Consider the following 26,989-nt stretch of genomic DNA (forward strand, 5'->3'; position numbering starts at 1 on the left):
GTGGCACAGACAACGAGGAGCAAGCGAATGTCCCACGACGACCCGAACACCTCCGACCCGAGGGGCAGCCGCCCCGAGGGATCACGAGACGGCCGGGACGACACCACCGGACCGGTGCCGCCCGCCGGTGGCTCCCATGACACCTCGCCGATCCCGACCTCCGGGCAGGACGACGCCACCGGCGCGTTCGGCCCACCCTCGCCCCGGCAGCAGCCCTACCAGGGGCCCCAGGGTCAGCCGCACGGTGCACCGCAGTACCCGGGCGCACCGGTCTACAGCACCTGGCAGCAGCCGGGCCAGCCGCCGCAGCAGGGTCATGGCCGGCCGGTCGGCGGTCCCGGCCAGCCGAACCGCCCGGGCCAGCAACCGTATGCCGCAGCGAGCCAAGGTTCCTACCCGCCGCCGCCCGGGGGGCAGCAGCCCACCCGTCGGCGCAGCCGCGCACCCTGGGTTGCGGTGCCCGTCGCCGCCATCCTGGCCGCCGTGCTCGCCTCCGGTGGCACCTATGCAATGACTCACAACAATGCCACCGGCGCCGGCGCCGGCGGCACCTCGACCACGATCGTCAAGGCCAACCCGGCGGACTTCGGGAACGCGGGTCAGGTCAACTGGTCGGCCACGGCGTCCAAGGTCACTCCGAGTGTCGTGTCGATCACCGCGGTCAAGGGTCAGAACGGCGACCAGGGGTCCGGCGTCGTCCTCGACACCGCCGGCAATATCGTGACCAACAACCACGTCGTCGCAGTGGTCGGCAAGGGCGGCACCGTCACGGTCACCCTCTCCAACAACAACAGTTATCAGGCGAAGGTGATCGGCACCGACCCGAGCACCGACCTGGCCGTGATCCGGCTCGAGAACCCGCCCAAGGGGCTCACTCCGATCACGATGGGCGACGACAGCAAGCTCGTCGTCGGTCAGCCGGTGATGGCCATCGGCAACCCTCTCGGGCTCGCGGGCACGGTGACCACGGGGATCGTCAGTTCGCTGAACCGGCCGGTGACGACCCAGGAAGAGACCAACCCGGGCAGCGGTGGCAGTGGCACCAATCCGTTCGGCCTGCAGCAACAGCAACAGGCCCAGCAGACGGTTACGACCAACGCCATCCAGACGAGCGCCGCGATCAACCCCGGCAACTCCGGTGGCGCCCTGGTCAGCGGCAGCGGCCAGCTCATCGGTATCAACTCGTCGATCGCCACTGTCGGGCAATCCTCAGCCTCCTCCCAGTCGGGAAACATCGGGATCGGGTTTGCTATTCCTGTGTCCGTCGTCAAGAACATCACGGGACAGCTGATCAAGGATGGGAAGGCCACCCATGCACAGGTCGGCGTCACGGTGCAGACGGCCACGGTGAAGGTGAACGGTGCGACGGAGCAGGCGGCGAAGGTCGTCACGGTCAAGAAGGGCTCCTCCGCAGCCAAGGCTGGACTGAAGGCTGGTGATGTGATCACAGCGGTCGATGGCAAGTCCGTCGTATCGTCCGATGCACTCGTCGGCTATGTGCGGGCCAAGACGGTAGGCCAGAAGATCAAGCTGACCGTCATTCGTGGCGGACAGCAACAGAGCGTCACGGTCACGCTGGGAGCGGACACTTCCAGCAGCTGATCGTGACAAGGGGCACCAGGTACAACTCCCTTCCTCCGCGCCTGGTGTTCCTGACGGGGTTGATCCGGTTGTGACGGGCTGGATCATGAAGGGCGTCTCTCGCAGGCCTCCTGGGGAGAGCGGGTATTCTTACCCGTTCCCCCAGTTGACCGGCCGCGAGAGGCGCCCTTCCCTCATGTCCGATGTGCCCACAACCGCACGCTCCCCGTATGCCGGCGAGCTGGCTCGCGAGCAGGCCTACCTCGATCGCGCCCGCGCGGAGCTGGCACGGATGCGCGCGGTGGCCGAGTCGCTGGATGCCTACGGCGCAAGCAGCAAGGAGTCGGCCGGCACCCTCGAGGCCGTTCTTGCCCGCCGGGTCGCGTCCCTGCAGGACGACCCGCGCACCACCCTCTTCTTCGGTCGCATCGATTTCCCCCAAGAAGTTCTCCAGTCGCAAGCTCCCTCCGATACTTCGCGAGGACCCCGAAAAACACCCCACGAAGTTCTCCAGTCGCAAGCTCCCTCCGATACTTCGCGAGGACCCCGAAAAACACCCCACGAAGTTCTCCGCGAAGGTGATGCATCGAGCGAGGACAGTGGACGGTGGTACATCGGCCGCCGACACGTGAGCGACGAGGCCGGCACCCCGGTCGTGGTCGACTGGCGGGCGCCGGTGTCGACGGCGTTCTACCGTGCCTCGCACACCGAGCCGATGCGGGTGACGCTCCGCCGCCGGTTCGGGGTGGATCACGGCGTCCTCACCGCGATCGAGGACGAACACCTGTCACAGCCACGTGAACCGGAGGCCCACAGCGGGATTTTGGCCGCCGAGATCGAGCGGCCGCGCACCGGCCCGATGCGTGACATCGTGTCGACGATTCAGCCGGAGCAGGATGAGATCGTGCGAGCGGACGTCACCCAGACGATCTGCGTGCAGGGCGCACCCGGAACGGGCAAGACGGCCGTAGGCCTGCACCGGGCGGCATGGCTGCTCTACACCTTCCGCGACCGGCTGGATCGCACCGGTGTGCTGGTCATCGGGCCGAACAAGGCATTCCTCGAGCACATTCGCGCCGTCCTGCCCGCGCTCGGAGAGGTGCGCGTCCGCCACTCGACGCTCTCGGACCTGCTCTCCCACGGCCGGGTACGCGGCACCGAGCCGACGTCGACGGCCGTCCTCAAGGGCGACGCCCGGATGGCGGAGGTCGTGCGCCGGGCGGTGTGGGCGCGCGTCGGGACGGCCACCGAGCCACTGATCGTCCCGCGCGGAATCCACAAGTGGCGGGTCCCCGCCTACGAGGTGCGCGAGATCGTCGAGGAGCTGCGCACCCGAGGTGTCCGCTATGACGCTGCGCGGGCGATGCTGCCCCAGCGGCTGGCCCACGCCGTGCTGCTGCGGATGGAGCGCGCCGGCGACTCGCCCGACGACCGGGTGCAGGACGCGGTCGGTCGCTGCGCCGCGATGAAGTCGTACGTCAAGGCGCTGTGGCCCGCGTTGGATCCGGCCGAGGTGCTCTTCCGCCTCCTCGCCGACGCGGATGCACTCGACGGCGCCTCGGAGGGCCTGTTGGCGGACCACGAACGACTGCTGCTGCTCTGGGACAGGGCACCCGCCTCGAAGGGGTCGGCGCGCTGGACGGGCCCCGACATGGCGTTGCTGGATGAGGTCGGTGACCAGCTGACACGGACGCCGAGTCTGGGCCACATCATCCTCGACGAGGCGCAGGATCTCTCGCCGATGCAGCTGCGCGCCGTCGGTCGTCGCTGCTCGACCGGGTCGATGACCGTGCTCGGTGACATCGCTCAGGGCACGACACCGTGGGCGACCGACTCGTGGGAGACATCGATGACCCACCTCGGCCACCCCGACCACCACCTCGAGGTGCTGAACCGCGGGTTCCGCGTCCCTGCAACGGTGCTCGAACTTGCCACTCGACTGCTGCCAGCGATGGCGCCGCAGCTCCCGGCGCCGACCTCGGTGCGCGACAACCCTGGCCGGCTCACCATCGAGCCCACCACGCCTCGACAGCTCACCACGGCGGCCGTCAGCGCGGTCGCCGGGCTGCTGACCGATCTCGGCTCGGTGGGCGTGATCGTGCCCGACGGCGACCTCCGCAAGGTCTCGAACGCACTGCAGCAGGCGCAGATCGACCACGCCGACCTCAGCCTGGACGAGGGAGACGAGCAGGACCACCGGGTCCAGCTGGTGCCGGCTTCGGTGGCCAAGGGCCTCGAGTTCGATCATGTGCTGGTCCTGGAGCCGGCGGCCATCGTTGCCGCGGAGCCGGATCGGCGCACCGGCCTGCGCCGGCTGTATGTCGTGCTGACCCGCACGGTCTCCTCGCTCACCGTGCTGCACTGCGCACCCCTGCCGCCAGAGCTCAACCCCACCCCCGAGAAGTGAGTTCCGCACCTCCGAGACGCGAGTTCCCTCCAGTGCCTGTGGATAACTTCCGAGGTGCCCACCCGATCTTGCGTAGCGTCGCTCCCAGGACGTCCGCCAACTCAGGCGGCGCACACGAAGGAGGACACCATGAGCGCAGGTCCGACACCGGGCGCCTACACCGTCGACGCCGGCGAGATCGACCGGCACGGGGGCGATGTCGCGGCGATCTCCCAGCAGATCGAGGAGGCAATGGCTGTGATGCGCCGCAAGCTCGAGAGCCTGCAGGGCACCTGGAAGGGGCAGGCCGCTGTGCAGTATGCCGATCTGCACCGGGAGTGGGAGACCGCTCAGGAACGAGTGCGCACGGCGCTCGACGACATCAGTCGCGCCCTGAAGTCTGCCGGTGCGACGTACTCACAGACCGAGCAGGACGTGAAGGCCTCCTTCATGCCACGGGGGTAGCCGCTACAGGCGTGCCGCCAGCTCCGTCGCCTGCCGGATCGCGCGCTTGGCGTCGAGCTCGGCGGCCACGTCGGCCCCGCCGATCACGTGCCGGTTGGCGGCCCCCGGACCGACCAGATCACGCACCGACTCCTGGCCGGTGCAGATGACGACCGTGTCGACCTCGAGGATGCGGTGCACGGGCTCGGCCTTCTGGTTCGCCTGGACCGTGATGTGCAGTCCGGCGTCGTCGATCCGGTCGTAGGTCACGCCCCCGATCATCTCGACACCGCCGTCCTTCAATGTCTGCCGATGCACCCAACCGGTCGTCTTCGCCAAGTCCTTGCCTAGACGAGAACTCTTGCGCTGCAACAGATACACCGTCCGGCGCGGTTGCTCCTGCCGCTTCTCCCCGAGACCGGCACGCGCCTGCTCGGGAGCGGTGACACCCCACCGATCCATCCACCGCTGCACCGACTCGTGCTGCTCGTGCAGCAGGAACTCGCTCACGTCGAAGCCGATGCCGCCGGCGCCGATGACGGCCACTCGCTCACCGGCGAGGACCTCTCCGCGCAGCAGCGCGTCATACGCCACCACCTTCGCGTGGTCGATGCCGGGGATCGTCGGCACCCGCGGCGTGACACCGGTCGCCACGACGACCTGGTCGAACTCCGCCAGCTGCTCCTCCCCCGCGCGAGTCCGCAGCCGGAGCTGCACCCCGAGGACGTCCATCCGGCGCTGGTAGTGGCGCAGTGACTCGGCAAACTCCTCCTTGCCGGGGATCCGCATCGCCAGTCGGAACTGTCCACCGATCTCTCCGGCAGCCTCGAACACCGTTACCTGGTGGCCTCTTTCAGCGAGCGACACTGCCGCCGACAGGCCGGCAGGCCCGGCACCGACAACGGCGATCTGCTGTATCCGGTGTGGCGGCACCGTCCGTAGCACCAGCTCGGTCTCCCGGCCGGCTCGTGGGTTGAGCAGACAGGTGGCCCGCTTATTGGCAAACGTGTGATCAAGGCACGCCTGGTTGCACGCGATGCACGTGTTGATCTCGTCGGCCCGGCCCTCGCGCGTCTTCGCAACGAAGTCCGGATCGGCGAGCAACGGGCGCGCCATCGAGATCAGGTCGGCCTCTCCGCCGGCCAGGATCCGTTCGGCTACCTCGGGGGTGTTGATCCGGTTGGAGGCCATGACGGGTATGCCGACCTTCGCCTTGAGCTCGCCGGTCACCCCAGCGAACGCCGCCCTGGGCACGGACGTGACGATGGTCGGAATGCGGGCCTCGTGCCAGCCGATTCCGGTGTTGATCAACGAGGCGCCGGCCTCTTCGACGCGCTGCGCGAGCTCGACGGTCTCCTCCCACGACTGCCCCTGCGGGACAAGGTCCAGCAACGACTGCCGATAGATGACCAGGAAGTCGTCCCCGACTCCTTCGCGCACGCGCCGGACGATCTGCGTCGGGAATCGCATCCTCTTCTGCGCGCTGCCACCCCACTTGTCGCCGCGCTGGTTGGTGCGCTCGACCAGGAACTGGTTGATCAGGTAGCCCTCGGACCCCATGATCTCGACGCCGTCATATCCGGCGAGCTGCGCAAGCTGGGCCGCATGTGCGAACGCCGTGACCGTCCGGTCAACGCCACGAGTGGTCAGGGCCAGCGGCTTGAAGGGGGTGATCGGCGACTTGCGGCCGGATGCGGACCGGATGAAGGGGTGAAAGCCGTAGCGCCCAGCGTGCAAGATCTGCAAGGCAATTCGTCCACCAGCCTCGTGCACGGCATCGGTGATGAGGCGATGCTTCTCCGCCGCTCGACGGGTGGCCAGCAGCGACCCGGCCGGCAGCAGCCAGCCCTGCCAGGTCGGCGCGAAACCGCCGGTGATCATAAGGGCCGTGCCGCCGCGAGCGCGTTCCGCGAAGTAGGCCGCCAGCTGCGGGAAGTTCTTGGCGCGGTCCTCCATCCCGGTGTGCATCGAGCCCATGACCACCCGGTTGGGCAGGGTGAGTCCACCGATCGTGATCGGCTTGAGCAGGTGGTCGTAGGGCATCGGCATCTCCTGCGGTCGAACCCATTGCCTTAGCCGGCAATAGGAGTGTGGGTGGGCTCTGTGGTGCGATCGAGGACGGCGAGCATCTCGTCGCACCACGCGACATACGACTGCTCCTGGCGTATTCCGCCGCGCAGCACGAGCCAGGCGGGTAGGTCCGCCTCGGCGACGCGGCCTGGCTCCGGGAAGTGCAGCGCCTCGTCGGCCAGGTAGTAGTCCAGCTGCTCGGCATGCAATCCACGCTGTCGGCGGATGTCATCGATGACGGCATCCCGATCGCCGAACGGCATCGCGCGCACCTTGACCGCGAACTCGCTGCGCACCTGCTCGCGGGCCGTCGGCTCGCGAGTCCACTCCTTCAGCCGTGCGCGTCCCTCGTCGGTCAGGTGATAGACGCGGCGGTCCGGGCGGCCCTCCCCCGGCTCGACCGTGACGTCGACCAGCCCCTCGGCCTGCATACGCGCGAGCACGCGGTAGATCTGTTGATGAGTCGCCCGCCAGAAGAAGCCGATCGACTTGTCGAACCGACGGGTCAGGTCGTAGCCACTGGCGGCGCGCTCGGCGAGCGACACGAGGATCGCCTGACTCAGTGACATGCACCTAGTTTCATATGCACCTATACGCATAGTCAACTCGACCCCATCGTGGGGTAGGCGGCGCCGGACACAGATCTGCGTTTGAACGGCACTCCCCGCCGTTCCGGATTAGCCTTCGACCATGACCACCCCACATCACACCGTCGGTGCCGGCGCGCGCACGGTCATCTGCATACCCGGTTGGTTCGGCTCCTCGACGGGCTGGGGCCACGACTTCTGCGGGCTGCTCGACACCGATGCCTTCACCTATGTGTTCGCCGACTATCGCGGCTACGGCGAGCGCAAGGACGTCGACGGAGAGCACACGATCGACGAGATGGCCAAGGACACGCTGCAGCTCGCGGACGAGCTCGGCGCGGCAACCTTCTGCCTCCTGGGCCACTCGATGGGTGGCAGCGTCGTGCAGCGGGCGCTCTCGCTCGCACCGGACCGGGTCGAGCGGATCGTCGGCGTCAGCCCGGTGCCCTCCAGTGGGGTGCCCTTCGACGACGACGGCTGGGCACTGTTCAGCGGCGCGGCGCAGGACGACGCCAACCGCGCCGCGATCATCGACCTGACGACTGGAAACCGCCTGACCAAGCGGTGGATCGACGCCATGGTCGCGCACTCGGTGCAGCGGTCCACTCGCGAGGCCTTCGGCGACAACCTGCAGGCCTGGGCCAAGACCGACTTCACCGCGACCCTCGACGGCATCGACGTCCCCGCCCTCGCGGTCGTCGGCGAGCACGACCCGGCACTGGGCGAGCAGACCATCCGCGCCACCTGGATGCAGACCCATCCGTCGGCCGAGCTCGAGGTCATGGCGAACGCCGGCCACTACTCGATGTTCGAGACACCGGTCGCGCTGGTCACCGTGATCGAGGCTTTCCTGAAGAGCTGATCGCCTTGGCACACGGCACGATTACGGCGGCATACGCCCGCCTCACCGATGCGGAGCGGGCGGCGACGCGCGTCGTCCACGATCCGAGCACCTATACGACACGGATGCCGTATGCGGAGCTGGCGGCCCTGCGCGACGGCCGCGGGATCGTCCCGGTCATCGAACCCGAGCTGCCCGGTTGGGCCGAGGGCGCCGGCTACTGGCTGGTGCTGGAGCATGCCGCAGTGGAGCAGGTGCTCAAGAGCCCGGCCACCTTCTCCTCCGCACTCGGCGGCACCCAGATCCGCGACCCCGCGAGCGATGCAGACCTGACCTACGTGCGCCGGATGATGCTCAACATGGACCCGCCGGAGCACTCCCGGCTGCGACGGATGCTGGCAAAGTCCTTCACCGCCCGGGCGGTCGCCGCACTCGAGGAGCAGATCGCGGCGCACGTGGACCGGATCGTCGATCGCATGCTCGGCGAGGACGCCTCCGGCAGCTGCGACTTCGCCAAGGACGTCGCAGCCGATCTGCCGCTGCTCACCCTGGCGGACGTGCTGGGCGTGCCGGCGCAGGACAGGGGACTGCTCTTCGACTGGTCCAACCGCGTCATCGGCTGGCAGGATCCCGACTATGCCTCCAGCGGCAGCTTCGACGGCACCGGCGGCACCGACCTGGCCAGGGAAGCGTTGCGCCTTCGGCCGGATCCGGGGCCGGACGGCCTGATGCCGGATCCTCGGTCACGCGAAGGCATGCTCGACCTCTACACCTATGCGCACGCGCTCGGGCAGGTGCGCCGCCGCTCCCCCGGCACCGACGTCATGTCGATCCTGATGGCGCAGCGCGACGACTCGGGTGGGACCGTGAGCGTCGAGGAGTTCGAGAACATGTTCTGGCTCTTTGCCGTCGCGGGCAACGAGACCCTGCGCAACGGCATACCCGGTGGTATGCGAGCGCTGCTGCTGCACCCGCCGGCGCAACGCGAGCTGCGCGAGGACCCGTCCTTGATCGATGGCGCCGTCGAGGAGATGCTGCGCTGGTGGACACCGGTCATGACCTTCCGCCGCACCGTGACCGAGCCCACTCGGCTCGGCGAAACGCAGCTCGAGCGCGGTGACAAGGTCGTGGTCTCGTTCGCGTCCGCGAATCGTGACCCCGCCGCCTTCGAGGACCCGGACCGGTTCGACATCCACCGTGGTGCCCGAGCGCACCTGTCCTTCGGGCACGGCCCGCACTTCTGTCTCGGCTCCCAGCTCGCGCGGATGCAGATGCGGATGCTGTTCACCCAGCTGCTGACTCGCACGTCGTGGATCGAGCCGGCCGGCGATCCGGCCTGGTTGCGCTCGAACTTCCAGCGAGGGATCAAACGGCTACCGATCAGCTGGACTCGGTGACAGAGCCGGCCCGCTCAGGTCGTGGCATCTCGAAGTCGCTGCAGCACGGTGCGGTCGATCAGCCCGTCGCGCAACCGCATCTCGAGGTTCTCCACACCAGCCCACGACGCCAGATCGGCGTACCCCGCGTCCGCCAGGCGGCGCCCTACCTCAGCGGCGAGATCACCGTTCAACGGAAGCAGATCCTCGTCGGCCGGCTGCCCGAAGTAGAGGTCATGCAGGTCCAGCAGCCGTGCCAGCTCCGGCACCGGCGACTGGTGGTCGTCGACCCGCAGGTCGTAGGCCAAGTCGTCGCCGGGCGTGTAGCCACCGGTCGCCGACACCACGTACATCGCCGCGGACTGACGACCCCGGCGATCACCGCCTGCCTCGTCCCCTGCAGTGAGCGCGGCCAGCAGTCGGCGCGGCAAGGGCTCGCCGGCGGCCGCGACCCATGCCGCATGCATCGCGTCGACAACCCGCGCTCCGACCAGGATGTTGCCCTCGATCGCCACGTCCTGCTCCGCGACACCGCCGGCCCAGTCATGGCAGCCCGGCCCGGTGTAGGTCGCTGCGCCGCCATGGCGGTCGACTACCCCCACCTGCCGCTCCGCACCGAGTGCATCGGCGGCTACCAGCGACTGCACCACCTCCTGCGCACTCGACTCGAGCTTCAGCTGCGCCATCCCGTCCCGGCGATACAGGGTGTTGGCGAATGCCTGCGTCGCGATCGCACCGACGCCGTACCGGGCGGCCGGCACCGCGGAGCCCACGGCCAGAAACTTCGAGGCGACGGCCACACCCAGGTCGCCGGTGGCCGCATCCCGGCCCACGATGGAGAAGGTCATGCGCTCACGCTACCCACCACGCCGCCCGGGTATGCCGAAGGGCGGCCCCATCGCGTGGGACCGCCCTTCGTGCGAGCTGGCTTCAGATCCGACGGATCAGAAGCCCATTCCGCCCATGTCGCCCATGCCACCGGTCGGGTCGCCGCCGCCGGCCGGAGCCTTCTCCGGCTTGTCGGCGATGACGGCCTCGGTCGTCAGGAACAGCGCGGCGATCGACGCGGCGTTCTGCAGCGCGGAACGCGTGACCTTCGCCGGGTCGATGATGCCGCCGGCGATCATGTCGACGTAGTCACCGGTCGCAGCGTTGAGGCCCTCGCCGGACTTGAGCCCGCGGACCTTCTCGACGACGACACCGGGCTCGAGGCCCGCGTTGGCCGCGATCTGCTTCAGCGGAGCCTGCGCGGCCACCTTGACGATGTTCGCGCCGGTCGCCTCGTCACCCTCGAGCTTGAGCGTCTTGAAGGCGGCGTCGGTAGCCTGCAGCAGAGCCACGCCACCACCGGCGACGATGCCCTCCTCGACGGCAGCCTTCGCGTTGCGGACGGCGTCCTCGATGCGGTGCTTGCGCTCCTTGAGCTCGACCTCGGTCGCCGCACCCGCCTTGATGACGGCCACGCCACCGGCGAGCTTCGCCAGGCGCTCCTGGAGCTTCTCGCGGTCGTAGTCCGAGTCGCTGTTCTCGATCTCGGCACGGATCTGGCTCACCCGACCGGCAATCTGGTCGGCGTCGCCGGCACCCTCGACGATGGTCGTCTCGTCCTTGGTGACGACGACCTTGCGTGCCTTGCCCAGCAGGTCCAGTTCGGCGGTGTCGAGCTTGAGGCCGACCTCCTCGGAGATGACCTGGCCACCGGTGAGGATGGCGATGTCGCCGAGCATGGCCTTGCGACGGTCACCGAAGCCCGGGGCCTTGACGGCCACGGACTTGAAGGTGCCCTTGATCTTGTTGACCACCAGGGTCGACAGGGCCTCGCCCTCGACGTCCTCGGCGATGATCGCCAGCGGCTTGCCGGACTGCATGACCTTCTCCAGCAGCGGGAGCAGGTCCTTGATGCTGGCGACCTTGGAGTTGAGCACGAGGATGTAGGGGTCCTCGAGCACGGTCTCCATGCGCTCGGTGTCGGTCACGAAGTAACCGGAGATGTAGCCCTTGTCGAAGCGCATACCCTCGGTGAGCTCGAGCTCGAGCCCGAAGGTGTTGCTCTCCTCGACGGTGATGACGCCTTCCTTGCCGACCTTGTCCATCGCCTCGGCGATGAGCTCGCCGATCTGCGGGTCGGCGGCCGAGATGGAGGCCGTCGCAGCAATCTGCTCCTTGGTCTCGATCTCCTTGGCCTGGCTCAGCAGGGCCTCGCTGACGGCGCTCACCGCGGCCTCGATGCCACGCTTGAGCGCCATCGGGTTGGCACCGGCGGCCACGTTGCGCAGGCCCTCACGGACCATCGCCTGGGCGAGCACGGTCGCCGTGGTGGTGCCGTCACCGGCGATGTCGTCGGTCTTCTTGGCGACCTCCTTGACCAGCTCGGCGCCGATCTTCTCGTAGGGGTCCTCGAGCTCGATCTCCTTGGCGATGCTCACACCATCGTTGGTGATGGTGGGGGCGCCCCACTTCTTCTCGAGCACGACGTTGCGGCCCTTGGGGCCAAGCGTCACGCGGACGGCGTCGGCAAGGATGTTCATCCCTCGCTCGAGACCGCGGCGTGCCTCTTCGTCGAATGCAATGGTCTTAGCCATGTGCGGTTGTTCCTCCCACACGTTTCGTCCGGAGTCGGCCGCATGACGCCCGCGACGGACGAGCCATCCACGTTCGGGCTCACGACGCCCTCGGTGGCGACTCTCGTCCTACGGCCACACTGTTTTGTCACTCTCATGGCGAGAGTGCTAACGCCATTATTGGCACTCTCGGGGTGAGAGTGCAAACGATCCGCGCATTCTCCCTGGCCACCTCACCGCTTTGCTGAGACGAAACCCGGCTCACCGGCCATCGCGGGTGGCGCCGGTATAGCCTCGGCAGCATCCGTGACCTCCATCCGAAGGAAGTTCTGTGAGCCGCCTCCAGGGAAAGACCGCGATCGTCACCGGCGCCAGCCGTGGCATCGGATATGCCGTCGCCGAACGCCTGGTCGCCGAGGGCGCCAACGTCGTGATCACCGCGCGAGGCGAGGACGCGCTGAAGGAGGCGGTGGCGCGCCTCGGGACCGAGCACGCCACCTACGTCGCCGGCAAGGCCGACCGGCCCGAGCACCAGGACGAGGTCGTCGCCGCGGCGCTCGACACCTTCGGCAGCCTCGACCTGATGGTCAACAACACCGGCATCAATCCCGCCTACGGCTCGCTGCTGGACATCGAGACCGCGGTGTCCCGCAAGATTTTCGAGGTCAACGTCATCGCGGCGCTCGAGTGGGTCAAGAAGGTCCACGCGGCGTGGATGAAGGAGCACGGCGGCTCGATCGTCAACATCGCCTCGGTGGCCGGGTTGCGCCCGGCGCCCGGGATCGCGATGTATGGCGTGAGCAAGGCCGCCGTCATCCACCTCACCGAGGAGCTCGCGGTCGAGCTGGGTCCGGGCATCCGGGTCAACGCCGTGGCTCCCGCGGTCGTCAAGACCCAGTTCGCGCAGGCGCTGTATGCGGGACGTGAGGAAGAGGTCTCCCGGCCCTACCCGCTGAAGCGGCTGGGTGAACCGGACGACATCGCCGGGGTCGTCTCCTTCCTGCTGTCCGACGATGCGGGCTGGGTCACCGGGCAGACCGTCACCATCGACGGCGGCGTGCTGCTCACCGGCGGCGTCTGATGCCGCAGGACCTGCCCGGCCTCGATCTCGGCGCGCTGCAGGGGTTTATGGACCGTGCGGCGCCCGGCGTGCTCGACGGCCCGCTCACCGGTGAGGTGATCACCGGCGGCAAGTCCAACCTGACCTACATCGTCACCGACGGCGCCGCGCAGGTCGTGGTCCGACGCCCGCCGCTGGGCCATGTGCTGGCCACCGCGCACGACATGGGCCGGGAGCACCGCGTGATGGATGCGCTCGCGGACACCGCCGTGCCGGTGCCGCGGATGCTCGCGTACTGCACCGATGACGCCGTCCTCGGTGCACCGTTCTACGTCATGCAGAAGGTGGCCGGCACGCCGTACCGGTACGCCGACGAGCTGGCGAGGCTGGGTCCGGAGCGGGTGCGCAGCATCGCCGACAACCTGGTCGACACTCTGGTCGCCCTGCACGAGGTGGAGCCGGCCGCGGTGGGACTGGGCGACTTCGGCCGCCCGGAGGGCTTCCTCGAGCGGCAGGTACGACGCTGGAAGAAGCAGATGGACCAGTCGCACTCGCGGGAGATCACCGGTGAGCAGCAGCTGCACGAGGAGCTCGCGGCAGCCATCCCGGGCTCGCCCCAACCGACCATCGTGCACGGCGACTTCCGCCTCGACAACGCACTGGTCGATGAAGCCGACCAGATCGCCGCGGTGCTCGACTGGGAGATGGCCACGGTCGGCGATCCGCTGACCGACATCGCACTGATGCTGGTCTACCAGCACCTGGCCACGGTGGTGCCGGAGTCCGTCTCCAACGCGTCGGAGGCTCCCGGCTACCCGGACCGCGGTGCGGTGATCGAGCGCTACTCTCGCGAGTCCGGCCGGGACGTCAGCGATCTCGGCTTTCACGAGGCGCTGGCCTACTACAAGCTGGCGGCGATCCTCGAGGGCATCTACTACCGCTACACCCATGGGCAGACCGTGGGCGAAGGCTTCGACAACCTCGGCAGCGCGACCGCGCCACTGATCGCCAGCGGCCTCGCCGCGCTCCGTCAACAGTGAGGTGCACCAATGGATTTCGAATTCGATGACAAGACCAAGCGGCTGCTTGACGAGCTGCAGACATTCATGGACGCGCGGGTCTACCCTGCGGAGTCCGCGTTTGCCGAGCAGCTCGACGGTCTCGACGATCACTGGGCATGGAGCACGACCCCCGTCATCCGCGAGCTGCGCGATGCCGCGAAGGCCAAGGGTCTGTGGAACCTCTTCCTGCCCGGTGAGCACGGCGCGGGCCTGACCAACCTGCAGTACGCGCCGCTGGCCGAGATCACCGGACGATCGATCGGCTTGGCGCCGGCCGTGGTCAACTGCTCCGCACCGGACACCGGCAACATGGAGGTGCTGTCGGAGTTCGGCAGCGCCGAGCAGCGTGAGCAGTGGCTGAAGCCATTGCTGGACGGGCAGATCCGCTCGGCATTCGCTATGACCGAGCCCGACGTCGCGTCATCGGATGCCACCAACATCGCGACCTCGATCGTGCGCGATGGTGACGAATATGTCATCAACGGGCGCAAGTGGTGGATCACCGGTGCGATGAACCCCGAGTGCGAGATCTTCATCGTCATGGGCAAAACCGACCCGTCCGCGGAGCGGCACCGTCAGCAGTCGATGATCCTGGTGCCACGGAATACGCCTGGGCTGATCATCAAGCGGGGTATGACCGTCTTCGGCTACGACGACCACAGCCACGGTGGGCACGCCGAGCTGGAATTCCGTGACGCGCGGGTCCCCGCGAGCAACCTCATCGCCGGAGAGGGGCAGGGCTTCGCGATCGCGCAGGCGCGCCTGGGCCCCGGCCGGATCCACCACTGCATGCGGTCCATCGGGCTGGCGGAGCGCGCGGTCGAGCTGATGTGCGCCCGCGCCGACAGCCGGGTGGCGTTCGGCGGCCCGATCAGCGGGCAGGGCGTCGTGCGCGACTGGATCGCCGAGTCCCGCGTGCGCATCGAGCAGTTGCGGCTGCTCGTGCTCAAGACCGCCTGGCTGATGGACACCGTCGGCAACAAGGGAGCGCACTCGGAGATCCAGGCGATCAAGATCGCCACGCCGCAGACCGTCCAGTGGATCCTCGACAAGGCCATCCAGGTGCACGGCGCCGGTGGCCTGTCGGGCGACTTCCCGCTCGCGGAGGCCTACGCCGGGATCCGCACGCTGCGATTCGCCGACGGTCCGGACGAGGTGCACAAGGGTTCACTGGCCCGCGCCGAGCTGCGCCGCCAGCGCGCCACCCGCGAGTAGTCACGAACAACACCCGAGTAGTCACTAACAACACGCGAGAGGTCACTTATCGCGTGCAATAAGTGACTTCTCGCGTGCGATCAGTGACCTCTCGCGGGGAGGGGTCAGGTGGTCGTCCGGTCGAAGCCGAGGCGTCGGGCGGTGCGCTGGCGCATCCGGCCGGCGCGCAGCCGCTGCAGCCGCTTGACCAGCATCGGGTCGTGCTGGAGGGAGGCCGGGTTGTCCAGCAGGGCGTTCAGCACCTGGTAGTACCGGGTGGAGCTCATGTCGAATGTCTCCTTGATGGCCGCCTCCTTGGCCCCCTGGAGCTTCCACCAGTTGCGTTCGAACGACAGGATCGACCGGTCCCGCTCGCTCAACGGATTGCCGCTGGGCGCCTCGCTGTGCTGGTGCTGAGCGCTCATCCGCACACCTTTCTCGTTCGACGGCGGCCGCGAAGCCCTGTCCGAGATCGATGATAGAGGGTGAATCACATCGGTGTCATTCCCATGGCGGGCCACCGGAGGTGCATGTGATAGATGTGACTGATGTGTCAAATGAGGTTCAACTCACGCCATCGAGTCGAGAATCACCACGATGTCGTCGGTCGTCGTGCGCGGATTGACGATGGCAAATCGCGCCAGGGTCTCACCGGCATGCGAGGTCGGCACCACAAAACCCTCCTGCCGCTCCAGCAACCTGTCCGACCACTGCTGGTAGTCCCGCGGGCCCCACCCGAGCCGCCGGAAGACCACCACCGTCAGGTCGGAGTGATGCACCACCTCGAGGTAGTCCCGCCGCGACACCTCGTCCTCCGCGAAGCGCGCCACCCGAAGGGTCCCCTCGATCGCCTCGGTGTAGGCGTCGGTGCCGTTGGCCACGAGCGAGAACCAGAACGGCAGCCCACGCGCCCGTCGCGTCAGGCCGATGGAGTAGTCGGTGGGGTTCCAGTCCGGCTTCTCGGTCAGCACGTCCAGGTATGACGCGTGCTGGGTGTGCGCGGCGCGCGCCAGCGGCGGGTCCCGGTAGAGCAGCGCGCAGCAGTCGAACGGTGCGAACAGCCACTTGTGCGGGTCGACGATGAACGAGTCGGCGCGTTCGACACCGGCATAGTTGGCACGGATCGACGGGGCGGCCAGCCCCGCGCCGCCATACGCACCATCGACGTGGAACCAGATGCCGAACTCCTCGCAGACCGCGGCCACTGACTCCAGGTCGTCGATGACCCCGAGGTTGGTGGTGCCGGCCGTCGCCACGACCGCGAAGAATGACTCCGGCCCCTCGTCGAGCAGGACCTGACGCAGCGCTGCACCGGTCAGCCGCAGGTCATCGCCCACCGGCACGCCGACCAGTTCGGTGTCCATGACCTGGCAGGCCGACGCAATGGACGAGTGCGACCCGGGCGTCGACGCCACTCGGAAGGGCCGCGCGCCGGTGCGAGCGCGCACCGTCTCCCGCGCCGTGACCAGCGCCGACAGGTTGCCGATCGTGCCGCCCTGCACAAAGCCACCGCCGGCGCTCTCGGGCAGCCCCGCGAGGTTCGCGATCCACCGCAGCGCCTGGTTCTCGGCATACACCGCACCGGCTCCCTCGAGCCAGGACCCGCCGTAGATCGAGGAGGCGCCGACCACCAGGTCGAACATCGCCGCCTCGCGGGTGGGCGCGCACGGGATGAACGACAGGTAGCGCGGGTGGTCGGTCGACAGGCAGGCGAGCGCGAGCTCATCCTCGAAGAGCTCCAGCGCGGACTGGCCGCCGATACCCTTCGCCGAGATCGCTCCGCCGGCGACGGCGTCCAGCTCGGCCGGCGTGCGGGGAGAGTCGAGCGGCACCGGATCCAGCGCCAGCCGCTCGGCGGCATATCGCAGGATCGACTCACCGAGTCGCTTGGTCTCGTCATTGAAGCCGTGCACCCGCCCGAGTCTAGGTCCAGTGACCGGCTGCGCACGCATCTGGATAGGTTGGAGGTATGCAGGCTCGCCCCCTCCCGGAGCTGGTGCACCCCAGCTGGGCGCCGGCGCTCGAACCAGTGGCCGACAAGATCGCCGCCTGCGGTGAGTTCCTGCGGGCCGAGGTCGCCGCGGGCCGCGGGTATCTGCCGGCCGGTGAGCGCATACTGCGCGCCTTCCAGCAGCCCCTCGACGAGGTGCGGGTGCTGATCGTCGGTCAGGACCCCTACCCGACACCCGGTCACGCCGTAGGCCTGTCGTTCGCCGTCGACGCCGGCGTCCGGCCGGTGCCGCGCAGCCTGCAGAACATCTACGCCGAGATGATCGACGACCTGGGTGTGCCCCGGCCGACCACCGGCGACCTGTCCCCCTGGGCGGGGCGAGGTGTGCTGCTGCTCAACCGGGTGCTCACGGTGCGCCCTGGCGCACCGGCCAGCCACCGCGGGCAGGGCTGGGAGCACGTGACCGCCGCCGCGATCTCGGCGCTCGTCGCACGCGGCGGCCCGCTCGTCGCGATCCTCTGGGGCCGGGACGCCCGCAGCCTCGGCTCACACCTCGGCGCCGTGCCTCGCATCGAAAGTGCCCACCCCTCACCGCTGTCGGCCCGCGGTGGCTTCTTTGGTTCTCGTCCGTTCAGTCGCGCGAACCAGCTGCTGGAGCAGCAGGGCGCCGCACCGATCAGCTGGGCCCTGCCGTGAACCCTCCACCGATCCGCCCACCTCAGCCGAAGGAGCTCGAATGACGACCTGGGAGCGTTACGTCGCCATCGGCGACTCGTTCACCGAGGGGATGTCCGACCCCGACCCGACCCGGGCCGATGCCTACCTCGGCTGGGCCGACCGGCTGGCCGCGCACCTCGCGGCGGAGAACGCCACCCAGGGCAGGCCGTTCGGCTATGCCAACCTGGCGGTCCGTGGGCGCCTGATCGCCGACGTCGTCGGCCCGCAACTGGACGCCGCGCTCGAGCTGGCGCCCGACCTGGTCAGCATGGTGGGCGGCGGCAACGACAGCCTGCGCCCGAAGGCCGACCTCGACGCGATCGCCGACCAGCTCGAGGCGGCGGTCGTCACCCTGCGCGCCGCCCGTATCGACGTGCTGCTCGCGACCAGCGCCGACCCCGGGTTCGCTCCCGTGATGAAGGCCGTGCGCCCCCGGGCCGCCGTCTACGCCGCGAACGTCTTCGGCATCGCGCAGCGTCACGGATGCTATGTCCTGGATCAGTGGAGTCTGCGGTCGCTGCGGGACGCGCGCATGTGGGCCCCCGATCGGCTGCACCTGACGACCGAGGGACACCAGCGGGTGGCCGCCCAGGCCGCCTGGGCGCTCGGCGAGCGAGACGGTGAGCGCGACTGGGCGATACCGCTGCCGCCGGCGCTCCCGCTGCGCCGCCGTGAGGCGCTCGCCGGTCACGCCGTGTGGGCCAAGGAGTACCTCGCACCCTGGGTGCAACGGCGCATGCAGCACCGCAGCTCGGGCGACGACCACTTCGCCAAGCGCCCGCACCTCGACCAGGTCGAGTAGTCCGCGAGCGGCATACTGGCTGGTGACGATCCCGACATCCGGAGGTCCCATGAGCAACGTCCTGCAGTCCGAGACGATCTACACGTATGCCGCGCCACGGCTGAAGATCGGGCCGGGCGCCTCTGCGGAGGTCGGCGCCGACCTGGCCGCCATGGGGGCACACCGCATCCTGGTCGTCACCGACCCGGGCGTTGCCCGCAGCGGTGGTCCGCAGCGGGTCGCCGACCAGCTCACCCAGCACGGCCTGGAGGCAGCCGTCTACGACCGGGCGCACGTCGAACCCACCGACGACAGTCTGGCCGCCGCCGTCGCCTGGGCCAGAGAGCACGGTCCGTGGGATGGATTCGTCGCTGTCGGAGGCGGTTCCAGCATCGACACCGCCAAGGCGATCAATCTGCTGACGACCAACAGCGGTGAGCTCATGGACTACGTCAATGCGCCGGTGGGCGGTCAGGCCCCGGCCCAGCCGCTCAAGCCGCTCGTGGCCGTGCCGACAACCACCGGCACCGGCTCGGAGAGCACCACCATCTGTGTGCTGGATGTGTTGTCGCAGCAAGTGAAGACCGGGATCAGTCACGCCGCGCTGCGACCCACACTCGCGGTCGTCGACCCGGATCTGACGATCTCGCAACCGGCCGGTGTGACCGCGTGCTCCGGCATGGACATCCTGTGCCACGCGCTGGAGAGCTACACGGCACGGCCCTACACGGCGTACCCGAAGAAGGCACCGCATGAGCGGGTCCCGTACTGCGGCGCCAACCCCATTGCGGACATGTGGGCAGAGAAGGCGCTGACGCTGCTGGCCGGGTCGTTCCGCTCCGCCGTTCGTGACGGACGCGATGCGGCGGCACGGTATGAGATGGCGCTGGCCGCGACGTTCGCCGGTTTCGGTTTCGGCAACGCAGGGGTGCACATCCCGCACGCGAACGCCTATCCGATCGCCGGTCGGGTCAAGTCGTTTCACCCGGTCGGCTACCCACAGGACGAGCCGATGATCCCGCACGGCATGTCGGTGTCCCTCACTGCACCCGCGGCCTTCCGGTTCACCTTCGACGCGTCCCCCGACCGTCACCTGCGGGCGGCCGAGCTGCTGGCCCCGGACGCGCCCAAGACCCCCGACGCCCGCGACCAGCTGCCCAGCGTGCTGATCGCCCTGATGCGCGACATCGGGATCCCGAACGGCATCGGCGCCGTCGGCTACACCGACGCCGACATCCCCGACCTGGTCGACGGGTCCTTGAAGCAGCAGCGCCTGCTCACCACCGCGCCCCGCGACGTGTCGGCGGACGACCTCACCGCAATATTTCAGGCGTCTGGGGCACTCTGGTGACGACGCCGGTGCTGATCTTCGACGGCGACTGCGGGTTCTGCACGACCGCCGCGGCCTTCGCGCGTCGCCATGTCTCTCGATCCGCGCAGTATGCCGTGGCTCCCTGGCAGGAGCTCGACCTCACCGCATACGGGCTCACCGACAAGGAGTGCACCGCCGCCGCCCAGTTCATCGACGCGCGGGGGCGAGCACACGCCGGCCACCTCGCGATCGCGGCGGCGCTGCGGCGTGGCGCTGCGCCGTGGCCGCCGCTCGGGGCGCTGCTCGCAGCACCCGGTGTCCGGCAGCCGTCGAAATGGATCTATGCGTGGGTCGCCGCGCACCGCTATGCCATGCCGGGCGGCACACCGGCCTGCGCGATGCCCACCGCCCGGTAAGTCCAGCCCAAAGACCCCGCCACTCGGCAGCACGGTGAGAGCCCAGAGCACAGCCCTGCGTGCGCTACTACGCGGCAGCCATCTCCGCACGGATCGCGGCCGCGAACGCGTCGATGTCGGACTCCGTGGTGTCGAAGGAGCACATCCACCGCACCTCACCGGTGACCTCGTCCCAGAAGTAGAACCGGAACGTCTCCATCAGCCGCAACGACACCGCCTTCGGCAGCAGGGCGAACACCGCATTGGCCTGCACGGGCCGCGGGAGCGTGATGCCCGGAATGTCGCGCACCGCCTCCGCGAGACGGGTCGCCATCGCGTTGGAGTGCTTGGCATTCCGCAGGTAGAGCTCGTCGGTCAGCAGCGCCTCCAGCTGCGCCGAGATGAACCGCATCTTCGACGCCAGCTGCATCGACTGCTTGCGCAGATACTTCAGGCCGACCGCCGCGTCCGGGTTGAGCACGACGACCGCTTCACCGAGCAGGATGCCGTTCTTCGTGCCCCCGAAGGACAGGATGTCGACGCCCGCGTCAGTGGTCATCTCTTTGAACGAGATCCCCAGTGTCGCAGCGGCATTCGACAATCTCGACCCGTCGACGTGCAGCACCATGCCCTTCGCGTGCACGTGCTCGGCGAGCGCCCGGATCTCGTCCACGGTGTATGCCGTGCCGAGCTCGGTCGTCTGCGTGATCGACAGGACCTTGGGCTGGGCGCGGTGCTCATCGCCATACCCCCACGCCTGCCGGTCGACCAGTTCCGGTGTGAGCTTGCCGTCTTCGGTCGGCACGGTGAGCAGCTTCAGGCCGCCCATCCGCTCGGGTGCACCGCACTCGTCGACGTTGATATGCGCGCTTGCGGCGCACACCACGGCTTCCCACTTCTGGGTCACTGCCTGCAGCGAGATGATGTTCGCACCGGTCCCGTTGAGCACCGGATAGGCCTCCGCGCTCGGCCCGAAGTGCCGCCGGAAGACCTCCTGCAGGTGCCCGGTGTAGACATCGTCGCCGTAGGCGGTCTGGTGACCACCGTTGGCGCGCACGATGGCCGCGAGCACCTCGGGATGAATGCCGGAGTAGTTGTCACTGGCGAAGCCGCGCTCGGCTGGGTCGTGCAGAGGTTTGCTCACTGATCCACCTTACTGAGAGCCGAGATCTACCGAACAGTGCCGTTGAGCTCGTCGGCCGGTCGGTCCCAGAGGGCGACCAGTTGGTCGGCGAGGTCGTCGACAGCAACGAAGTTCTTGAAGGGCGCGTCGGGCTTGGCGTCGCGCATCTGCGGGGTCAGCAGCGCCATCACCCGGATGACGACGGCGGCCGCGTCACTGCCGGAGAACGAGTCGGCGACGGCCAGGGTCCAGGCCTCGGCGCCCGCCTTGGCCGAGACGTAGGCCGCGTTCTTGGCCCGCGGCTTGCGAAGCCCGGTGGTCGACACGATGGCCAGGCGCCCACGGGGGCTGGCCTTGATCGGGTCGTGCAGCGCACGCGTGGCGTGCTGCAACGTGCGAATGATGCTCGCGTGCAGGAAGTCCCAGTCCGCGAGGTCCGACTCGACGATACCCTTGCCGCCGCGCCAGCCGCCGACCAGGTGCAACAGCCCGTCGATGCGCCCGTAGGTCTCCAACAGCTCGTGCCCCCAGGCCAGGGTGCTCGGCTCGTCCAGCAGGTCGACCACGCTCGCGACGGCGGTGCCGGGCCCGCCGGATGCGGACTGCACCACGGCGTCGAGGCGCTCCCGGCTACGACCGGCGGCGACCACCGTCGCGCCGGCGGTCACCAGGTGGCGCACGGCGGGCGCGCCTCCGTCGCCGGCCGCGCCGGTCACCACAACCACCAGTCCACTCAGGTCGACAGGGTCAGCTTGATCCGTACTCATTCAGTCCTCCAGATCTCCCGCCCGCACCCCGCCCCAGTTGTGCACTTTCGCTCCAAGGCGCAGCTGTAGGTGCGCCTTTGGAGCGAAAGTGCACAACCGAAGGGGCTTGTATGAGCAGATTCGGTCACTCCCGCAAGTCTCCCACCTAGGCGGCGTCCTGCTCTTCGGCGGTGACCGCGGTGATGCCGCTGGTGGACGCGACGACGTGGGCCAGCTTCTTGCGCAGCGCCTCATAGAAGACGTTCAGCGGGAACTCGTCGGCCATGACGAGGTCGTTCAGCGGCTTGGTCGGACCGTCCAGCGGCAGAGCGGCAGCACCCTTGGCCCAGGTCGATGCCGGGTTCGGCGCGACATACGTGGCGACGAACTCGTGCGAAGCCAGCCAGTGGCCGACGCGGGACCGGTCGATGCCGCTGCGGTAGAGGTGCTCCACCTCGTCGCACAGCTGCACGACGACCTCGGGCACCCGGCGCCAGTCGAAGGACAGCTTGTTGTCGGTCCAGCGCAGCGCGTCGTGCTTGTGCAGGTAGCCGAACATCAGCTGGCCGCCGAGACCGTCGTAGTTGCGCGAGCGCTCACCGGTAATCGGGAAGCGGAAGAGCCGGTCGAAGAGGATCGCCAGCTGCACCGAGCGGGCATACGGCTGACCGTCGGCCTCCAGCTGCACGGCCTGCCGGAAGGTGTTCAGGTCGCAGCGCAGCTCCTCGAGCGCATACATCCAGTACGGCATCCGCTGCTTGATCATGAACGGGTCGAACGGCAGGTCGCCGTGGCTGTGCGTGCGGTCGTGGATGAGGTCCCACATCGAGAAGGTGCTCTGAGCGAGCTCCTGCGAGGCCACGAGGCGCTCGGCGTCCGGCGGCAGCTGCAGGGACAGCAGCGTGGCGGCCTCCTTGACGACGCGACGGAAGCGTGCGCCCTCGCGGTCGCAGAAGATCGCACCCCAGTGGAATTTCGGCACCTCGCGCATCGCCACGGTCTCGGGGAAAAGCACCGCGGAGTTGGTGTCGTAGCCGGGGGTGAAGTCGATGAAGTTGACCGGCAGGAACATCGGGTTGTCGTAGGTGCTCTCCACCTGGGCGAGCCAGTCCGGCCAGGTGACGGTGATGAGCAATGCCTCGAAGACGCGGTTCGGGTTGCCGTTCTGGGTGTACATCGGGAACACCACGAGGTGCTCGATGCCGTCGGTGCGCGACAGGTCCGGCCGGAACTCCACCAGCGAGTCCAGGAAGTCGGGCTTGGTGTATGCCGTGCCGACCCACTTCTGCAGGTCCGCCACCAGTGCGGTCAGATAGGCCTCGTCGTGCGGGAATCGCGGTGCCAGCGCGTTAATCTGGGTGATCATCGTCTCGATCAGCTCACCGGCGCGCGCGTGGTCGCGCCGTTCTGAGCCGGTCGAAGGGTGGTCCGCCGAAGGGACGGAACCGTCCTTGCTCTGCATGAGGCGCAGTTCTTCGACTGCTGCCTTCAGACGCAGCCACTCGGGTGCGGATGCCGTCTCGCTGCGCTCGAGTGAGGTCGCCGCGTGCCGCGCACCCGAGGATGCCCAGGTGACGATGTTGGTCCAGAACCGTGCGTGGTCCAGCTCCTCGATGGAGTCGTCGCCGACCAGGTCGGAGTCGGCCAGCACCACGACCCGCCCGGCGCCGAAGGGAAGCGCGACCGCGAGCGGCTCTCGCGCGGGAGCGGCCGTGCCGCTGGTGCGCGCGAGGACAACCGGGTCCTTGGCGTCCGTGATGTCGATGACCCCGGCACGGTAGAAGCACAGCTCGTCGACTCCAGCGAGCAGCCCCTGCCCCAGGCCGCCACCCATCTCGGCCAGCACCCAGCTCGCGTTGCCGTGGTGGCGACGACCACCCTGCGCGGTCTCCTGCACCATCGTGCTGGTGATGCGGACGCCGAAGCGCGCCAGCAGCTCGCCCAGATTGCTGCCGTAGGTGTCCTGGTTGCACTCGGCGAGGACGACCAGGCCGCCGCCGGCCCGCACATACTCCTCGACGGCGTCGATCTCGGCCCGCTCGAACACCGGTGGCAGCTCACCGACGACCCGCTCCGACCGCCCGTCCGCGGGATGGTCGATCACCAGCACATCGGTGTCCTGCAGGGCGGCGGCGCGCAGCCGACCGGCAGTGTGCCCGGTGACCTCGAAACCGCGCGACCGCAGGGCCTGCGCCGCCAACTCCAGACTGGCATCGGCGGGGTTCGCCGGATTCATCGTCGCCGCGGTCTCCCGGCTCAGCGACCAGGCGCTGCTGTGCGACTGCTCGACCAGAACTCTTGGAAACACGCTCATTGACGACTCCTATCGATGAGGCGGCCGCCGGCGACCCGGAGGTCGAGGGCGGCGGCGACAAATGCGAAACCTTGATTCAACTGCAGTTCTTACTGCCGGACATAGCATATGCCGCAAATCTTGCTGTCGCAAAGCGAGAGTAGTCCCTGTTCTGACTTCCTAGGTGTTCCTACTATTGTCGAGGTCATGCCAGTGGAACGCCTCATGCCGACCGACGAGAGCGCCGACCTCATCGAGCTCACCCGCGAGGTATGCCGCCGCGAGCTTGCTCCCCGGGTCGACGCCGCCGAGGCGGCGGGCGAGATGCCCCGCGAGATCTTCCGCACGCTCGGGCGATCCGGGCTGCTGTCGCTGCCCTACGACGAGGAGCTCGGCGGCGGCGGGGTGCCCTACGAGGTCTACCTGCAGGTGGTCGAGGAGATCGCGAGCGTCTGGATGAGCGTCGCGGTCGGCGTCTCCGTGCACGCACTGACCTGCTTTCCGACCGTCACTGCCGGCACGCCGGCGCAGCAGGAGAGCCTGCTGCGCGACATGTTGAGCGGTGAGCTGCTCGGCGCCTACTGCCTGTCCGAGCGGGAGGCCGGGTCCGACATCGCCAGCATGCGCACCCGCGCCGTCGAGCACGAGGGCGGCTTCAGCATCCGCGGCACCAAGGCCTGGATCTCCCACGCGGGCCATGCCGACTACTACACCTCCTTTGTCCGCACCGACGACCTCGGCGGCAAGGGACTGTCCTGCTTCGTCGTGCCTGCCGATGCTGCGGGACTCACCGTCGCAACGCCCGAGCGCAAGATGGGGCTCGCGTGCGACCCGGTCGCCGAAGTCACCTTCGACGACGTGCACGTCGATGCCGACCGCCTGGTCGGAGAGCGCGGCCAAGGCATGCAGCTGGCCCTTGCCGCACTCGACGCCGGACGCCTGGGCATCGCCGCCGCAGCGACCGGGCTGGCCCAGGCAGCACTGGACCTCGCGGTCCGGTACGCCGGCGAGCGGCAGCAGTTCGGCAGGTCGATCGGCGGATTCCAGGGGCTCGGGTTCATGCTCGCCGACATGGAGGCTGCGGTCTCCTCGGCCCGGTCGTCCTACCTCTTCGCCGCACGCCTGAAGGACGCCGGTCGGCCCTTCAGCAAGCAGGCCGCCGTGGCCAAGCTCATGGCGACCGACAACGCCATGAAGGTCACCACCGACGCGGTGCAGGTCCTCGGTGGTGCCGGATACACGGCGGACTTTCCGGCCGAGCGATTCATGCGTGATGCCAAGGTGACTCAGATCTTCGAGGGCACCAACCAGATCCAACGGCTCGTCATCTCACGACACCTCCTGAACCACTGACCTCGACCACGAAACCCATCTAGGAGACGAATCACTGTGCAGATCAACAACTCCACCGTCGCACTCATCACTGGTGGCGGCTCCGGCCTCGGTGCCGCCACGGCTCAGCGGCTGTATGCCGATGGCGCGGCGGTCGTGCTGGTCGACCTGCCCTCCAGCAACGCCGCTCAGCTGGCCGAGTCGCTCGGCGAGCGAGCAAAGTTCGTCGCTGCGGACGTGCGCGACGAGCAGCAGATCCAGGCTGCCGTCGACGCGGCAAAGGAGCTCGGCGACCTGCGCATCGTCGTGTCCTGCGCCGGCATCGGCACGCCGGGACGCATCATCAGCAAGCGCGGACTGCACAGCCTCGACGACTATCGCACGGTCATCGAGGTCAACCTGATCGGCACCTTCAACGTGCTACGGCTCGCCGCGCAGGCGATGACCGGCAACGAGCCGCTGGACGGCGACCGCGGTGTCGTGGTGATGACCGCGTCCGTTGCCGCGTTCGACGGGCAGGTCGGTCAGGCCGCATACGCGTCGTCCAAGGGCGGCGTGGTAGGCCTGACCCTGACGGCGGCCCGCGACCTCGCGGACAAGGGAATCCGCGTTGTCACGATCGCACCCGGCACGTTCGAGACGCCGATGATGGCCGGCCTGCCCGGTGAGGTGAAGGAGACACTGGAGAAGCAGGTCCCACACCCCTCGCGCCTCGGCCGTCCGCAGGAGTACGCGTCGCTTGCCGCGCACATCGTCGACAACCCGATGCTCAACGGTGAGGTGATCCGCCTCGACGGCGCGCTGCGCATGCCCCCGCGTTGACCGCGCAGTCGACCACCCGCTCGGTGGGCACCAGCACGCCACCCTCGGCATACTGACGCGAACTTGTCGACGGCTGACAGCGCTCGCATTCGTCGAAGTCCTGCCGGTTGGCCCGGTCGAACAGCTCGACGGAGGAGCTCACGTCCTTGCCGGAGGCCACGACGTCGGGCAGGCAGAGCCAGTCGCACTCGACGATGGTCCGGCCTTCCGCTATCGGGAACAACCGGTGGAAGATGACGTGGTCCGGCACGAGGCTGATGAAGACCTGCGGGCGCACGGTCACGGCGTAGTAACGCCGATCCTGCTCGTCAGCCTCGAGGTCGGAGGCAGGTATGCGCAGCCGCTGTGAGACAGCA

At 68.5% G+C, this 26,989-nt stretch carries 24 protein-coding genes; 14 read left to right on the forward strand and 10 right to left on the reverse strand.

All coding sequences use genetic code 11. The annotated features are described in order from the left end of the window. Nucleotides 1–27: 27 nt before the first annotated feature. The 3 genes from FGL98_RS13895 (at nt 28) to FGL98_RS13905 (ending at nt 4,432) form a co-directional block, all read left to right on the forward strand. Nucleotides 28–1,602: a trypsin-like peptidase domain-containing protein gene (locus FGL98_RS13895; protein ID WP_146317426.1), complete on the forward strand. Its 1,575-nt coding sequence runs from the start codon at nt 28–30 to the stop codon at nt 1,600–1,602. 175 nt (nt 1,603–1,777) lie between these two features. Then, the gene (locus FGL98_RS13900) at nt 1,778–3,988 is read left to right on the forward strand and encodes a HelD family protein (RefSeq protein WP_246136546.1); all 2,211 of its coding nucleotides are present in this window, start codon (nt 1,778–1,780) and stop codon (nt 3,986–3,988) included. 129 nt (nt 3,989–4,117) lie between these two features. After that, nucleotides 4,118–4,432 (forward strand): WXG100 family type VII secretion target, encoded by a 315-nt coding sequence (locus FGL98_RS13905; protein WP_146317428.1) that lies wholly within the window; start codon nt 4,118–4,120, stop codon nt 4,430–4,432. A gap of 3 nt (nt 4,433–4,435) precedes the next feature. On the opposite strand, the gene FGL98_RS13910 is transcribed toward FGL98_RS13905, so the two are convergent. Further along, on the reverse strand, nt 4,436–6,454 hold the full coding sequence (locus tag FGL98_RS13910) for an NADPH-dependent 2,4-dienoyl-CoA reductase (protein ID WP_146317430.1): 2,019 nt from the start codon (nt 6,452–6,454) through the stop codon (nt 4,436–4,438). 29 nt (nt 6,455–6,483) lie between these two features. Next, on the reverse strand, nt 6,484–7,050 hold the full coding sequence (locus FGL98_RS13915; RefSeq protein ID WP_146317432.1) for a PadR family transcriptional regulator: 567 nt from the start codon (nt 7,048–7,050) through the stop codon (nt 6,484–6,486). 121 nt (nt 7,051–7,171) lie between these two features. Here FGL98_RS13915 and FGL98_RS13920 point away from each other — a divergent pair, with 121 nt between their 5' ends. Then, nucleotides 7,172–7,930, forward strand: a complete 759-nt coding sequence (locus FGL98_RS13920; protein ID WP_146317434.1) for an alpha/beta fold hydrolase — start codon at nt 7,172–7,174, stop codon at nt 7,928–7,930. Between the two features lie 5 nt (nt 7,931–7,935). Continuing rightward, a complete protein-coding gene (locus FGL98_RS13925; protein WP_246136547.1) occupies nt 7,936–9,306 on the forward strand; it encodes a cytochrome P450 in 1,371 nt (456 codons plus the stop codon). 14 nt (nt 9,307–9,320) lie between these two features. Here the strand turns inward: FGL98_RS13925 and FGL98_RS13930 are convergent, their stop codons facing one another. Together FGL98_RS13930 and groL are read right to left on the reverse strand one after the other, a co-directional pair. Then, nucleotides 9,321–10,133, reverse strand: coding sequence for a DUF1028 domain-containing protein (locus FGL98_RS13930; RefSeq protein WP_146317436.1), 813 nt, complete (start codon nt 10,131–10,133; stop codon nt 9,321–9,323). A gap of 96 nt (nt 10,134–10,229) precedes the next feature. Next, nucleotides 10,230–11,867 (reverse strand): chaperonin GroEL, encoded by a 1,638-nt coding sequence (gene groL, locus FGL98_RS13935; protein ID WP_146317438.1) that lies wholly within the window; start codon nt 11,865–11,867, stop codon nt 10,230–10,232. A 310-nt stretch (nt 11,868–12,177) separates the two neighbouring features. Between groL and FGL98_RS13940 the strand changes: the two genes are divergently transcribed. From FGL98_RS13940 to FGL98_RS13950, 3 genes are read left to right on the forward strand one after another with little or no spacing between them, the layout of a single operon-like run. Then, nucleotides 12,178–12,927 (forward strand): SDR family oxidoreductase, encoded by a 750-nt coding sequence (locus FGL98_RS13940; RefSeq protein ID WP_146317440.1) that lies wholly within the window; start codon nt 12,178–12,180, stop codon nt 12,925–12,927. Beyond that, nucleotides 12,927–13,946 carry a phosphotransferase family protein gene (locus FGL98_RS13945; protein WP_222432176.1) on the forward strand — a complete coding sequence of 340 codons (1,020 nt, stop codon included), beginning with the start codon at nt 12,927–12,929 and terminating at the stop codon, nt 13,944–13,946. Before FGL98_RS13940 ends, FGL98_RS13945 begins: the two co-directional genes overlap by 1 nt. Nucleotides 13,947–13,955: 9 nt before the next feature. Next, nucleotides 13,956–15,182 (forward strand): acyl-CoA dehydrogenase family protein, encoded by a 1,227-nt coding sequence (locus FGL98_RS13950; protein ID WP_146317444.1) that lies wholly within the window; start codon nt 13,956–13,958, stop codon nt 15,180–15,182. A gap of 104 nt (nt 15,183–15,286) precedes the next feature. Here FGL98_RS13950 and FGL98_RS13955 read toward each other — a convergent pair whose 3' ends face one another. Next, entirely contained in the window at nt 15,287–15,586 is a 300-nt protein-coding gene (locus FGL98_RS13955; RefSeq protein ID WP_146317446.1) for a DUF3263 domain-containing protein, read from the reverse strand. 144 nt (nt 15,587–15,730) lie between these two features. After that, complete coding sequence (locus tag FGL98_RS13960) at nt 15,731–17,074, reverse strand: pyridoxal phosphate-dependent decarboxylase family protein (RefSeq protein ID WP_246136548.1); 1,344 nt, start codon at nt 17,072–17,074, stop codon at nt 15,731–15,733. Between the two features lie 56 nt (nt 17,075–17,130). Here FGL98_RS13960 and FGL98_RS13965 point away from each other — a divergent pair, with 56 nt between their 5' ends. The 4 genes from FGL98_RS13965 to FGL98_RS13980 are packed head-to-tail and all read left to right on the forward strand — an operon-like array spanning nt 17,131 to nt 20,338. After that, nucleotides 17,131–17,808 (forward strand): uracil-DNA glycosylase, encoded by a 678-nt coding sequence (locus tag FGL98_RS13965; protein ID WP_146317450.1) that lies wholly within the window; start codon nt 17,131–17,133, stop codon nt 17,806–17,808. 40 nt (nt 17,809–17,848) lie between these two features. Continuing rightward, nucleotides 17,849–18,631 (forward strand): SGNH/GDSL hydrolase family protein, encoded by a 783-nt coding sequence (locus FGL98_RS13970; RefSeq protein ID WP_146317452.1) that lies wholly within the window; start codon nt 17,849–17,851, stop codon nt 18,629–18,631. A 49-nt stretch (nt 18,632–18,680) separates the two neighbouring features. Continuing rightward, nucleotides 18,681–19,961 (forward strand): hydroxyacid-oxoacid transhydrogenase, encoded by a 1,281-nt coding sequence (locus FGL98_RS13975; protein WP_146317454.1) that lies wholly within the window; start codon nt 18,681–18,683, stop codon nt 19,959–19,961. Further along, complete coding sequence (locus FGL98_RS13980; RefSeq protein WP_186526173.1) at nt 19,958–20,338, forward strand: thiol-disulfide oxidoreductase DCC family protein; 381 nt, start codon at nt 19,958–19,960, stop codon at nt 20,336–20,338. Before FGL98_RS13975 ends, FGL98_RS13980 begins: the two co-directional genes overlap by 4 nt. Before the next feature lie 67 nt (nt 20,339–20,405). On the opposite strand, the gene FGL98_RS13985 is transcribed toward FGL98_RS13980, so the two are convergent. The 3 genes from FGL98_RS13985 to FGL98_RS13995 all read right to left on the reverse strand — a co-directional run bounded on the left by FGL98_RS13985 (nt 20,406) and on the right by FGL98_RS13995 (nt 24,500). Next, a complete protein-coding gene (locus FGL98_RS13985; RefSeq protein WP_146317458.1) occupies nt 20,406–21,461 on the reverse strand; it encodes a threonine aldolase family protein in 1,056 nt (351 codons plus the stop codon). A gap of 26 nt (nt 21,462–21,487) precedes the next feature. Continuing rightward, nucleotides 21,488–22,207: an SDR family NAD(P)-dependent oxidoreductase gene (locus FGL98_RS13990; RefSeq protein ID WP_146317460.1), complete on the reverse strand. Its 720-nt coding sequence runs from the start codon at nt 22,205–22,207 to the stop codon at nt 21,488–21,490. Nucleotides 22,208–22,352: 145 nt separating this feature from the next. Continuing rightward, entirely contained in the window at nt 22,353–24,500 is a 2,148-nt protein-coding gene (locus tag FGL98_RS13995) for a DUF6421 family protein (protein ID WP_146317462.1), read from the reverse strand. A 186-nt stretch (nt 24,501–24,686) separates the two neighbouring features. Between FGL98_RS13995 and FGL98_RS14000 the strand changes: the two genes are divergently transcribed. After that, nucleotides 24,687–25,832 carry an acyl-CoA dehydrogenase family protein gene (locus tag FGL98_RS14000; protein ID WP_146317464.1) on the forward strand — a complete coding sequence of 382 codons (1,146 nt, stop codon included), beginning with the start codon at nt 24,687–24,689 and terminating at the stop codon, nt 25,830–25,832. 36 nt (nt 25,833–25,868) lie between these two features. Beyond that, nucleotides 25,869–26,633 carry a 3-hydroxyacyl-CoA dehydrogenase gene (locus tag FGL98_RS14005; protein WP_146317466.1) on the forward strand — a complete coding sequence of 255 codons (765 nt, stop codon included), beginning with the start codon at nt 25,869–25,871 and terminating at the stop codon, nt 26,631–26,633. Here the strand turns inward: FGL98_RS14005 and FGL98_RS14010 are convergent. Then, nucleotides 26,581–26,973 carry an SRPBCC family protein gene (locus FGL98_RS14010; protein WP_146317468.1) on the reverse strand — a complete coding sequence of 131 codons (393 nt, stop codon included), beginning with the start codon at nt 26,971–26,973 and terminating at the stop codon, nt 26,581–26,583. The two genes, FGL98_RS14005 and FGL98_RS14010, sit on opposite strands and share 53 nt — an antisense overlap. Nucleotides 26,974–26,989: the final 16 nt, after the last annotated feature.

Source organism: Leekyejoonella antrihumi, from assembly GCF_007845645.1.
Classification (GTDB): domain Bacteria; phylum Actinomycetota; class Actinomycetes; order Actinomycetales; family Dermatophilaceae; genus Leekyejoonella; species Leekyejoonella antrihumi.